Annotated in this window: 10 protein-coding genes; 7 read left to right on the top strand and 3 right to left on the bottom strand. The window is 74.3% G+C overall.

Annotated elements, in window-relative coordinates; translation table 11 throughout:
• Positions 1-35 precede the first annotated feature (35 nt).
• The 3 genes from ACFU7Y_RS29145 to ACFU7Y_RS29135 form a co-directional block, all read right to left on the bottom strand.
• Complete coding sequence (locus ACFU7Y_RS29145; RefSeq protein WP_380770181.1) at positions 36-1,319, bottom strand: DUF5667 domain-containing protein; 1,284 nt, start codon at positions 1,317-1,319, stop codon at positions 36-38.
• A 265-nt stretch (positions 1,320-1,584) separates the two neighbouring features.
• The gene (locus ACFU7Y_RS29140) at positions 1,585-2,406 is read right to left on the bottom strand and encodes an ECF subfamily RNA polymerase sigma factor, BldN family (RefSeq protein ID WP_380770182.1); all 822 of its coding nucleotides are present in this window, start codon (positions 2,404-2,406) and stop codon (positions 1,585-1,587) included.
• Between the two features lie 588 nt (positions 2,407-2,994).
• A complete protein-coding gene (locus ACFU7Y_RS29135; protein WP_380770180.1) occupies positions 2,995-3,996 on the bottom strand; it encodes an HAD family hydrolase in 1,002 nt (333 codons plus the stop codon).
• Between the two features lie 105 nt (positions 3,997-4,101).
• Between ACFU7Y_RS29135 and ACFU7Y_RS29130 the strand changes: the two genes are divergently transcribed.
• The 7 genes from ACFU7Y_RS29130 (at position 4,102) to hemB (ending at position 11,435) form a co-directional block, all read left to right on the top strand.
• Positions 4,102-4,395 (top strand): glutaredoxin family protein, encoded by a 294-nt coding sequence (locus tag ACFU7Y_RS29130; RefSeq protein WP_380770179.1) that lies wholly within the window; start codon positions 4,102-4,104, stop codon positions 4,393-4,395.
• 173 nt (positions 4,396-4,568) lie between these two features.
• Positions 4,569-5,321: an exonuclease domain-containing protein gene (locus ACFU7Y_RS29125; protein ID WP_380770177.1), complete on the top strand. Its 753-nt coding sequence runs from the start codon at positions 4,569-4,571 to the stop codon at positions 5,319-5,321.
• A gap of 101 nt (positions 5,322-5,422) precedes the next feature.
• A complete protein-coding gene (locus ACFU7Y_RS29120) occupies positions 5,423-6,325 on the top strand; it encodes a redox-sensing transcriptional repressor Rex (RefSeq protein WP_224282937.1) in 903 nt (300 codons plus the stop codon).
• Between the two features lie 25 nt (positions 6,326-6,350).
• Entirely contained in the window at positions 6,351-7,691 is a 1,341-nt protein-coding gene (locus ACFU7Y_RS29115; RefSeq protein WP_224282938.1) for a glutamyl-tRNA reductase, read from the top strand.
• 41 nt (positions 7,692-7,732) lie between these two features.
• Positions 7,733-8,740, top strand: coding sequence for a hydroxymethylbilane synthase (gene hemC / locus ACFU7Y_RS29110; protein ID WP_380770175.1), 1,008 nt, complete (start codon positions 7,733-7,735; stop codon positions 8,738-8,740).
• Positions 8,737-10,386 carry a uroporphyrinogen-III synthase gene (locus ACFU7Y_RS29105; protein ID WP_380770174.1) on the top strand — a complete coding sequence of 550 codons (1,650 nt, stop codon included), beginning with the start codon at positions 8,737-8,739 and terminating at the stop codon, positions 10,384-10,386. Before hemC ends, ACFU7Y_RS29105 begins: the two co-directional genes overlap by 4 nt.
• A gap of 68 nt (positions 10,387-10,454) precedes the next feature.
• Positions 10,455-11,435 (top strand): porphobilinogen synthase, encoded by a 981-nt coding sequence (hemB, locus tag ACFU7Y_RS29100; protein WP_224282941.1) that lies wholly within the window; start codon positions 10,455-10,457, stop codon positions 11,433-11,435.
• Positions 11,436-11,477: the final 42 nt, after the last annotated feature.

The raw sequence follows: 11,477 nt of genomic DNA, 5'->3' as shown, positions 1-11,477 counted from the left end.
ATATCGCACTCCGCCGGGCCCTCGCCGACCTGCCGTCAGCCGCCCAGGATGTGCAGCCCGGGCAGCAGGTCCGGGAGCAGCGGGGGCACCTCGACGCCCTGCGGCTGGGCCGCGTTCGGGGCGCCGGGCGTGGTCGGCCGCGGTGCCTGCGGCGGGGCCGCGTCGGCGCTCGGAGAGGGCTTGGTGCCGGTGAGCCCGCTGGTGAGGCCGCCGACCAGGCCGTTGACGGCATCCGGGGCGCTGCTGGGCAGGGTGTCCGGCAGGACGCCGCCCTTGCCGGAGGCGCCGGAGCCGGAGCCGGTCGGGGCGTGCTCGGTGGCGCCGGGGCGGTTGCCGGCGCCGGAGCCCGGGGCCCTGTCGGCGCCGGCCGTGGTGCCGGAGCCGGCCGCGGGGGAGCCGGCCGGGGAACCCCCGGTCGAGCCGGACGAACCGTCGCCCGCTCCGGAGCCGGCCGTGCCACCGCTCTCGGCGGGGGGCAGGACCAGGCGCAGGGGCGCGACGTCCTCGCTTATGTCGTCGAAGAGCCGGTTCACCAGGTCGGCCTGCCGGGTGAGCTGGACGGGCAGCCTGCCCTGCAGCTCGCTCCACCGGCCGTCCTCGTCGTGGGCGAACCCGGCCAGGGCCCGCATCGGGTCGAGCGAGCCGTTGCTGCGGTAGACCGAACGCAGCAGCTCGCGGCCCTTGAGGGCGTCGGCGTGCATGTCGTCCAGGGCGCGGCGGACCTGTTCGACGGTGGCCGGGCTGAGCGCGCCGGCCGGACCGGTGCGGCCGACCAGGGTCTTGGCCTCGCCGAGCCGGGTGGCCGCGTTGTCGAGCAGCAGTTCGCCGCGTTCGGAGTCGGAGCCCGCGAAGTCGAGCCGGAGTCCTTCCAGCCCGCGCTTGAGGCCGTACAGCGTGTCCCCGGGGAGGGCGTTGGAGCTGGCCGCGGCGGCGCCGGCCAGGCTGCCCACGGCGAGCCCGGCGACCAGTCCGCCGATCGCGAACCGGCGGCTCCAGCGGCCGCGCGGCGCCGTCCGGATCGCCCGGTGGCGGCGTTGGCGGGGCACCGGGGTGCCCGTCCCGTCGGCGAAGGCCTGCTCGAACGCGGCCATCAGCTGGGCGCGTTGGACCGTGCGGACCTCCCGGTCCAGCACCGGCCCGGGCAGCGCCCGCAGCGCGTCGGTCAGGCCGACCAGTTCGGCCCTTGCGACCGAACCGGCGCCGGTGGCAGTGGCGTTGTCCGATTCGGCGTTGGCCGCAGCGCTTTGCTCCGCCTGATGGGCCTCCAGCGCCTCGGCGAAGGCCTTCGCCCGCCGGTGCTCCAGCACGTTTGCCGTCACGGGCCACACCTCCCTTCGTCGTTGTCGACACCCCGGCCTGCCGGACGGTTGCCCCGGCTGGCCAAAGCCACTCCATCGGGTGATAGGCCGCAATTCGACTTGACCGTACGCCCGGTGGGGGCTTGCACGCTGGCCAACGAGCGGTGCGGGCGGTCGGTTACGCACGGCTGATCATCGGACCGACCGTTCACCCTGACGTGTCGGCCGGGCGTGGACGGTGACGGCCGGCCGGGCCATCGGGCGGCGGCGCCGTCCCCGGGCCGGCTCATCGCGCGTCGGGCGGGAGCAGCCGGGCCAGGGTGCGGACGGCGCGGTACTGGAGGGTCTTGATGGCGCCCTCGTTCTTGCCCATGATCCGGGCTGTCTCCGCCACCGAGAGCCCCTGCAGGAAGCGGAGGGTGACGCACTCCTGCTGCTGCGGGTTCAGCCGGCGCACCGCGTCCAGCAGCGCGGCGTTGGAGAGCGACTCCAGCACCGACTCCTCGGGGCTGCGCTCGCACTCGTTGGAGTCGAGCATCTCGCCGGTGGTGACCTCCAGCCGGAAGCGGCTGGACTTGAAGTGGTCGGCGACCAGGTTGCGGGCGATGGTGACCAGCCAGGCGCCGAAGTCCCGGCCCTGCCAGGTGAAGGTGCCGATCCGGCGCAGGGCGCGCAGGAAGGTCTCGCTGGTGAGGTCCTCGGCGGTGGCCCGGCTGCCGACCCGGTAGTAGATGTAGCGGTAGACGGTGTCCGCGTAGTGGTCGTAGAGCCGGCCGAAGGCCTCGCTCTCGCCGGCCTGGGCCCGCTCGACCAGCTCCATGATCGGGTTGTGCTCGGTCTCGTAGCCGGGGCTGGGTGCGGTCCGGGTGCGCCCCCGGCCGACGCCGGCGGTGCCGGTGCGGCCGCGCGAGCCGGTGCCGGCCGAGCCGGCGGCGGTGGTGCGCAGGGCCGGGCCGGGTGCTAGCGGCTGGACGAACGATCCTCCGGCGAGCGCGGGTTGGGGCGAGACGGCGAGCTGGCTGCGGAGCAGGGTGCGCAACAGGTCCAGGCCCGTGAAGATCTGCCGCTCGGCGGTCGGCCGGCCGCGGAGGCCGGTGCGGGGGCGCAGGGGCGCGGACGACGGGCGGGAGGGTGCAGGCGCGTCGTTCCGGACGGGTGGGTACACGGGACTCCCAGAGGCAGAACTGTGGACGGATCACCTCCGCCTGCGCGGAGAGCACTCCCCGAAGCGACCGTTCGAGCGGGACGCGGGGTGACGTGCATCCAGGAGAGAATAACGCTTTGTGCAATGACAGCTACACCGTGTGGTCGAAGTGGTCATTTGGGATCCATTTGTTGTGAATATTCGGCCGACAGTGACCGGAACTGTCATCGTTCATCCGGCTCAACGTGATCGAACAGGCGCTCAGGGTGACCAATTCGGGGGACTGGGGGGCGGTTTCCCAGCCTTGGGGCTCGGCAACCCCTGACTTCCCCGACCTGGCGAACGATCAGAACCGGTCGCCGGGCGACAGATTCGTACAGGGGGATCGGACTGCCTGCGGTGAAGGGGAGTTCGCCCGTAAGAGGGGCCAGGTCAGAGGCTCTGTTGACGACCGCTCACCCGTCAGGGCGAGCCGGCCCTGACGGCCCCCGGCCGGCCCGGGCGGTCTCCGGGTGTCCTTCAGCGGCCCGCGCGGCCTGGGGCGCGGGAGGTTCAGGCGCGGCGGCGGCGCCGGTTCAGCGCCACCCCGGCCGCCGTCGCGCCGGCCAGCACCCCGAGCGCGGCCGCCGCCGGCAGCCCCACCCGGGCCGCCTTGCGCCCGGTCCGGAAGTCCCGCACCCGCCAGCCCTGGGTCCGGGCGTGGCGCCGCAGTGCGCCGTCAGGGTTCACCACGTACGGGTGGCCGACCAGCGAGAGCATCGGGATGTCGTTGGCCGAGTCGCTGTAGGCGGCGCAGCGGTCGAGGTCGAGGCGCTCGCGCCGGGCGAGCGCGCGGACGGCGGCGGCCTTGGCCGGGCCGTGCAGCAGGTCGCCGACCAGCCGGCCGGTGTACCGGCCGTCCCGGGCCTCGGCGACGGTGCCCAGCGCGCCGGTCATGCCGAGCCGCCGGGCGATGATGCGGGCCACCTCCAGTGGGGCTGCGGTGACCAGCCAGACCCGCTGTCCGGCGTCCAGGTGCATCTGGACCAGGGCTCGGGTGCCCGGCCAGATCTTGTCGGCCACGACGACCTCGAAGATCTCCTCGCAGATCGCCTCCAGGTCGGCGGTGGGCTTGCCGGCCACGATGCCGAGGGCGGACTGCTTGGCGTCCGAGATGTGGTCCGGGTCCTCGGCGCCGTGCAGCCGGAACCAGGCCTGCTGCCAGGCGAACCGGGCGATGTCGCGGCGGGTGAGGAAGCCGCGGCGGTAGAGACCGACGCCGAGGTAGAAGATCGCGGCGCCGCGCAGGATGGTGTTGTCGCAGTCGAAGAAGGCGGCGGCGCGGGGGTCGTCCCGGTCCGGGGTGTGGTTCTCGGCCGGGGCCTTGGGCGCCTTGCCGGGCTTGGCGGCGGCCGGCGCGTCCGGCTCGGCGGTGCCTTCCGGCCCGCCGGCGGGTTCCGGCTCGGCCTCGGCCCGCAGCGCCCCCTCGGCTGCCGCGGCTGCGGCTTCGCCGGCCAGGGCGTTCCGCTCGCTGCTGGTACGCCTCGCCTGGGTGAGCCTTCTGAGCACGGCCATGTCATCGAGGATAGCCAGCCGAGGGCGCGGCGGCCGTGACGGAGCCGTGCCCGCGAGGTGAACAGCTCCACTGGGTGCAGGGCGCCCCGGAGGCGGGTGGGCACCATGGCGGAGAATGGGGCGGTGAGCCCACTGCTGCGACGTAAGAGCCCCGAGCCCGCGGACCGGACCGTGACCCTGGTCGGCAAGCCCGGCTGTCACCTGTGCGACGAGGCCCGCGAGGTGATCCTCCGGGTGACGGGCGAGATGGGGGCGTCCTTCGAGGAGCGGGACATCACCCAGGACGAGGAGCTGTACCGCCGCTACTGGGAGCAGATTCCGGTCACCCTGATCGACGGCCGCCAGCACGACTTCTGGCGGGTCGACGAGCGCCGTCTGCGCACCGCCCTCGGCGGTTGAGCGGGGCCTGACCGGGCGTTCGTCCGTGCACCGACCCCCCGCCACTCGGCGGGGGCGGTTCGCCGAATCGTTGCCGAAGACACTCCGTTCCGGCTTGGGGCGGGGCGGGTCGGTCGGCTTACGATCGAACGCGTTTGCGCCCGTGGGGGGGCTGAGCACACGAGGAGTGCGCCATGCTTCCCGGTCCTGTCCCTGGGCCGCCCCGAGCCCTGGACGGCGACGGGGGCGGGGGCTTCGCCGTGGTGGACGTGGAGGCGACCGGCCGCAGCCCGTGGCGGCACCGGGTGGTCGAGGTCGCGGTGGTGCTGCTCGACGCGCGGCTGTGCCCCGAGGGGGAGTTCGCCACCCTGCTGGATCCGCTGGGCCCGGTCGGCCCGACCCATGTGCACCGGATACGCCAGTGCGACGTCGAGGGTGCCCCGCGCTTCCGCGAGATCGCCCCGAGGCTGTTGGAGCTGCTGGCCGGGCGGGTGCTGGTCGGCCACCACGTCAGCTGCGACCACGCCTTCCTGGATCGCGAGTTCGCCCGGATAGGGGTGCCGCTGCCGCCCGTCCCGCTGCTGTGCACGATGCGGCTGGCCCGCGCCCACCTGCCGGAGGCCCGCAGTCACGGCCTGGCGGCCTGCGCGGAGGCGGCGGGCCTCGGCTGGTACCCGGCGCACACCGCACTGGGCGACGCCCGGGTGACCGCCGAGCTGCTGCGGCACTGCCTGGGCGCCCCGTCCTGTCCGCCGGACGACTGGGCCGGCCCGCTGCGCGAGGCCGCCCGGGTGCCCTGGCCCCGGCTGGGCCGGGCCCGCTCCCGCCCGTCCGGCACCGCCGTCCCACTGGTGCGCCGGGAGGCGCCGTACGGCCCCTGGCTGCCCGGTTCCCGGGCCCCGGAGGTCGTACTGACCCAGGCCGGTGCTATGGGTTCGACGGCGTGATGCGCATCACTGTGCAGGGACAAAACGGACACCATCTTTGTGCACACGTTCACAAACGCATAGCCTGGCTGCCAAAGCCCAGCTTCACCCACAGGAGCACCGTGGCAATCGGCCGATCACCACAGAGCAGTTCGCAGACGCCCGACCAGGGCGCCGCGCGCCGACCCTCGCGTGCCCGGGGCATCCCGGAGGCGACCGTCGCCCGCCTGCCCCTCTACCTGCGGGCCCTCACCGCGCTCTCCGAGCGCTCGGTGCCGACCGTCTCCTCCGAGGAGCTGGCCGCCGCGGCCGGCGTGAACTCGGCCAAGCTGCGCAAGGACTTCTCCTACCTCGGCTCGTACGGCACCCGCGGCGTCGGCTACGACGTCGAGTACCTCGTCTACCAGATCTCCCGCGAGCTCGGCCTGACCCAGGACTGGCCGGTCGTCATCGTCGGCATCGGGAACCTCGGCCACGCGCTCGCCAACTACGGCGGGTTCGCCTCCCGTGGCTTCCGGGTGGCCGCCCTGTTGGACGCCGACCCCAACGTGGTCGGTTCCACCGCGGCCGGACTGCCGGTGCGGCACATGGACGAGCTGGAGTCGATCGTCGAGAGCCAGCACGTCTCCATCGGCGTGATCACCACCCCACCCGGTGCCGCCCAGCAGGTTTGCGACCGGCTGGTCGAGGCAGGCGTTACGAGCATCCTGAACTTCGCCCCGACCGTGCTGGCCGTTCCGGACGGCGTGGACGTGCGCAAGGTGGACCTGTCCATCGAGCTCCAGATCCTCGCCTTCCACGAGCAGCGCAAGGCCGGGGAGGAACCGGACGACCGCGCCGAGTCGGTGCTGGACCGTGCCCCCGGTCCGGTCCGGGCGGCCGCGGCCAAGTTGCGCCGGGCGGCCGGCGGCAGCGGCAAGGGCCGCGGCACCGCCGAGTCGGTGGCCAAGGACCAGGCCGAGCAGGCCAAGGAAAAGTCCGCCAAGGGCGGCGACGGGGATCTCTCCGCGGTGATGCCCGCATGAACACCGAGAGCTGTGGGGGGCGGGCATGAGCCTTCTCGTCGTAGGGCTGAGCCATCGCACGGCCCCGGTCGGGGTGCTGGAGCGCGCCGCGCTGACCGGTGAGGTGCCGACCCGGCTGCTGCACGACGCGGCCGCCACCGCGACGGTCGCCGAGGCCGCGCTGCTGAACACCTGCAACCGGATCGAGCTGTACGCGGACGTGGACAAGTTCCACGCCGGCGTCGCCGAGCTGTCGCTGCTACTGGCCCACCACAGCGGGGTGGACCTGGAGGAGCTGACCTCCCACCTGTACGTCCACTACGAGGACCGCGCCGTCCACCACCTCTTCTCGGTGGCCTGCGGCCTGGACTCGATGGTCGTCGGCGAGGGCCAGATCCTCGGCCAGCTGCGCGACGCGCTGGCCAAGGCCCAGGAGGAGCACACCGCCGGGCGCGGCCTGAACGAGCTGTTCCAGCAGGCGCTGCGGGTCGGCAAGCGGGCGCACAGCGAGACCGGCATCGACAAGGCCGGCCAGTCGCTGGTCACCTTCGGCCTGGAGCAGGTCGCGGCGGGCGCGGGCGAGATCGCCGGCAAGCGCGCGCTGGTGGTCGGCGCCGGTTCGATGAGCTCGCTGGCCGCCGCCACCCTGGTCCGCTCCGGCGTGACCGACCTGCTGATCGCCAACCGGACCCCGGCCCGCGCGGAGCGGCTGGTCGAGATCCTCGGCCCGGACGTGGCCCGGGTCCTGGACCTCGCCAAGGTGCCGGAGGCGCTCGCCGACGTGGACCTGGTGATCTCCTGCACCGGCGCGGCAGGCGTGGTGATCAAGGCCTCGGACGTGGCCGCCGCGGTCGCCTCCCGCGGGGCGCCCGAGCCGCTGGCCCTGCTCGACCTGGCCATGCCGCGCGACGTCGACCACGCCGTGCACGAGCTGGCCGGCGCCCTGCTGGTCGACCTGGAGAGCCTCTCCCACGCGCACGCCGCCAGCCCCGGCGCCGGCGACGTCGACCAGGTCACCCGGATCGTCTCCGACGAGGTGACCGCCTTCGGCGCCGCCCAGCGGGCCGCCCGGATCGCGCCGACCGTGGTCGCGCTGCGCTCGATGGCCTCCGACGTGGTCGCCGCCGAGCTCGGCCGGCTGGACTCCCGGCTGCCCGACCTGGACGAGCGCTCGCGCGCCGAGATCACCCAGACCGTCCGCCGCGTCGTCGACAAGCTGCTGCACGCCCCGACCGTCCGGGTGAAGCAGCTGGCCGCCGAGCCCGGCGGCGCCTCCTACGCGGAGGCGCTGCGCGAACTGTTCGACCTCGACCCGGCGGCCGTGCACGCCGTGTCGGGCACGCCCCTCGGCGGCGCGCCCCAGCCCTCGACCGGGGGCACCAGATGAACCGTCAGCCATCCCACGAGTACCACCGGGACGATCACCTCATGAATGGTCAACCGATCACGGAGCAGCCCTCGGCCACCGCGGCCCTGCGGCTCGGCACCCGGCGCAGCGCCCTCGCCATGGCGCAGTCGGGCATGGTGGCCCGCGAGGTGACCAGGGTCACCGGGCGCCCCGTCGAGCTGGTCGAGATCACCACCTACGGCGACACCTCCCGGGAGTCGCTGGCGCAGATCGGCGGCACCGGGGTGTTCGTCTCCGCGCTGCGCGACGCGCTGCTGGAGGGCCGGATCGACTTCGCCGTGCACTCGCTCAAGGACCTGCCCACCGCCGCCCCCGCGGGCCTGGTGCTGGCGGCCGTCCCCGAGCGCGAGGACGTCCGGGACGCCCTGGTCGCGGCCGAGGGCCTGGCCCTGGACGAGCTGGTGGAGAAGCTCGCCGGCGCCGGCCGTCCGGCCCGGATCGGCACCGGCTCGCCCCGCCGGATGGCGCAGCTGAACGCCTGGGCCGCCGCCCGCGGCGCCCAGCTGGAGACCGTCGCGATCCGCGGCAACGTGGACACCCGGATCGGCTTCGTGACCAGCGGCGAGCTGGACGCGGTGGTGCTGGCGACGGCCGGCCTCAACCGGCTCGGCCGCAGCGCCGAGATATCCCAGCACCTCGACACCGAGCTGATGATCCCGGCCCCCGGCCAGGGCGCGCTCGCGATCGAGTGCGCCACCGCCGACACTGCGCTGATCGCCGCGCTCGCCGCCCTGGACCACGCCCCCACCCGGGTCGCCGTGGCCGCCGAGCGCGCCCTGCTGGCCACCCTGGAGGCCGGCTGCTCGGCGCCGGTGGCCGCGCTGGCCACCTGGGGCCGGGAGAACGAACTGCGGCTGGACGGCGTGGTCGGCGACCCCGACGGAACCGCCTTGCTGAAGATGTCCGCCAACGGTCCGATCGTCCTCGACGAGACCGCCGAGCAGCAGGCGGCGGCCCTCGGCCGCGCGCTGGCTGACCGGCTGCTCGCCGCGGGCGCGGCCGCCCTGATGGGGGAGCGAGCCCGATGAGCCCCACCACCGCCACCGACGCCCTGTTCCCGGCGGGACAGCCCGCCACCGGACGGTGCACCTTCCTGGGCGCGGGCCCCGGGGACCCGGGCCTGCTGACCCTGCGCGCGGTCGAGGTGCTGTCCACCGCCGACGTGCTGGTCGCCGACCCGCTGACCGCCGCCGCCGTGCGCAGCCACTGTCCGGCCGGCGTGCAGGTGCACGCCCCAGCTGCCGAGGGCACCGACTTCGACCTGGCCAAGCTGGTCGCCGAGGCCGTCCGCTCCGGCAAGCACGTGGTCCGCACCGTCGACGGCGACCCCGGCCTGGACGGCTGCGCCGCCGAGGAGATGCTCAGCTGCGCGGGCGACGGGATCCCGTTCGAGGTGATCCCCGGCGTCGCCCAGTCGGTCGGCGTTCCGGCGTACGCGGGCGTCCCGCTGCGCGCCGGGTCCGGTACCGACGTGCGCTTCGTGGACGGCGCCGCGCTGCTGGCCGGCAAGCCGGTGGACCTGGGTGCGCCGGAGACCACCCTGGTGGTCCGCACCACCCTGGGCCAGCTGCCCGCCACCGCCACCGCCCTGGTCGCGGGCGGCCGCAAGCCGGAGTCGGCGCTGAGCGCCACGCTCTCCGGCACCACTACCCGCCAGCGGACCTTCACCTCCGCCCTTTCCGGCATCGCGGCCGACCTGAAGGCCGCCCGGGTGCTGCCCTCGCCGGTCTCCGCCCCGGTCGACCCGGCCACCTCGGTGATAGCCGTGGTGGGCGAGCAGGTCGCCCACCGGGCCTCGCACTCGTGGTTCGAGACCAAGCCGCTGTTCGGCTGGAATGTCCTCGTGCCGCGCACCAAGGAGCAGGCCACCGGCCTGTCCGAGCAGCTGCGCTCGTACGGCGCGGTGCCGCAGGAGGTGCCGACCATCGCGGTCGAGCCGCCGCGCACCCCGCAGCAGATGGAGCGGGCCATCAAGGGCCTGGTCACCGGCCGCTACGAGTGGATCGCCTTCACCTCGGTGAACGCGGTGCGCGCCGTCCGGGAGAAGTTCGAGGAGTACGGCCTGGACGCCCGCGCGTTCGCCGGGATCAAGGTCGCGGCGGTCGGCGAGACCACCGCGCAGGCCCTGGTGGACTTCGGCGTGAAGCCGGACCTGGTGCCCTCCGGCGAGCAGTCCGCGGCCGGACTGCTGGAGGACTGGCCGCCGTACGACCCGGTCTTCGACCCGATCGACCGGGTGCTGCTGCCGCGCGCCGACATCGCCACCGAGACCCTGGTGGCGGGCCTGGTCGAGCTCGGCTGGGAGGTCGACGACGTGACGGCGTACCGGACGGTGCGCGCCTCGCCGCCGCCGGCCGAGACCCGTGAGGCGATCAAGGGCGGCGGATTCGACGCGGTGCTGTTCACCTCGTCCTCGACCGTCCGGAACCTGGTCGGCATCGCGGGCAAGCCGCACAACGTGACCGTCATCGCCTGCATCGGCCCGGCCACGGCCAAGACCGCCGAGGAGCACGGCCTGCGGGTCGACGTGATGGCCCCGGCGCCGTCGGCGGCCGCGCTGGCCCAGGCGCTGGCAGACTTCGGAGCCAAGCGCCGTGACACCGCGACGGCCGCCGGTGAGCCGGTCTACCGGCCCAGCGAGCGCCGTCCCGGCTCGCGCCGCAAGGCCCGCTGACACCCCTCATGGCCGGGGGCGGCCGACCGTCGCCCCCGGCACTGCACAACCGTTCGGAGAGAGAAGCCGTGTCCGCTGAATTCCCGTACGTACGCCCCCGCCGGCTGCGCCAGAGCCCGGCGATGCGCCGCCTGGTGGCCGAGACCCGGCTGCACCCGGCGGAGCTGATCCTGCCGCTGTTCGTCCGTGAGGGCGTCAGCGAGCCCGTCCCGGTGAGTTCGATGCCGGGCGTGGTCCAGCACACCCGGGACACCCTGCGCAAGGCCGCGGTGGAGGCCGCCGAGGCGGGCCTGGGCGGCCTCATGCTGTTCGGCGTCCCGGAGGTGCAGGACGCGACCGGCACCGAGGGCACCAACCCGGACGGCATCCTCCAGCAGGCGATCCGGGACGTGGTCTCCGAGGTCGGCGACTCCCTGGTGGTCATGTCGGACCTCTGCCTGGACGAGTACACCGACCACGGCCACTGCGGCGTGCTGGCCGCCGACGGCAGCGTCGACAACGACGCCACCCTGGAGCGCTACGCCGAGATGGCCCGGGTGCAGGCCGACGCCGGCGTCCACCTGGTCGGCCCGTCCGGCATGATGGACGGCCAGATCGGCGTGATCCGGCGGGCGCTGGACGAGGCCGGGCACCAGGACGTGGGCATCCTCGCCTACACCGCCAAGTACGCCTCGGCCTTCTTCGGTCCGTTCCGCGAGGCCGTCGGCTCCTCGCTCAAGGGCGACCGCAAGACCTACCAGCAGGACCCGGCCAACGCCCGCGAGTCGCTGCGCGAGCTGGAGCAGGACCTCGCCGAGGGCGCGGACATGGTGATGGTGAAGCCGGCCATGGCCTACCTGGACGTCCTGCGGCAGGTCGCCGACGCCTCCCCGGTGCCGGTCTCCGCGTACCAGGTGTCCGGCGAGTACGCGATGGTCGAGGCGGCCGCCGCGAACGGCTGGATCGACCGGGAGCGGATGATCATGGAGACGCTCACCTCGATCCGCCGCGCGGGCGCCGAGCAGATCCTCACCTACTGGGCCCTCGAAGCCGCGAGGATGATCAAGTAGCGGGCACCGCACGGCGGAAGGCCGGGCCGCTCCCGACGGGGG

This window comes from Kitasatospora sp. NPDC057542 (assembly GCF_042801945.1).
GTDB lineage: Bacteria > Actinomycetota > Actinomycetes > Streptomycetales > Streptomycetaceae > Kitasatospora.
The sequence above is the reverse complement of the archived record's forward strand: the minus strand, read 5'-3'. Positions and strand labels throughout refer to the sequence as shown.

What these genes read in the sequence shown, in the direction of transcription:
- ACFU7Y_RS29135 (WP_380770180.1), bottom strand. Translation starts at nt 3,996, where the DNA reads ATGGCCGTGCTCAGAAGGCTCACCCAGGCGAGGCGTACCAGCAGCGAG.
- ACFU7Y_RS29115 (WP_224282938.1), top strand. Translation starts at nt 6,351, where the DNA reads ATGAGCCTTCTCGTCGTAGGGCTGAGCCATCGCACGGCCCCGGTCGGG.
- hemC (WP_380770175.1), top strand. Translation starts at nt 7,733, where the DNA reads ATGAATGGTCAACCGATCACGGAGCAGCCCTCGGCCACCGCGGCCCTG.
- ACFU7Y_RS29105 (WP_380770174.1), top strand. Translation starts at nt 8,737, where the DNA reads ATGAGCCCCACCACCGCCACCGACGCCCTGTTCCCGGCGGGACAGCCC.
- ACFU7Y_RS29130 (WP_380770179.1), top strand. Translation starts at nt 4,102, where the DNA reads ATGGCGGAGAATGGGGCGGTGAGCCCACTGCTGCGACGTAAGAGCCCC.
- ACFU7Y_RS29125 (WP_380770177.1), top strand. Translation starts at nt 4,569, where the DNA reads ATGCTTCCCGGTCCTGTCCCTGGGCCGCCCCGAGCCCTGGACGGCGAC.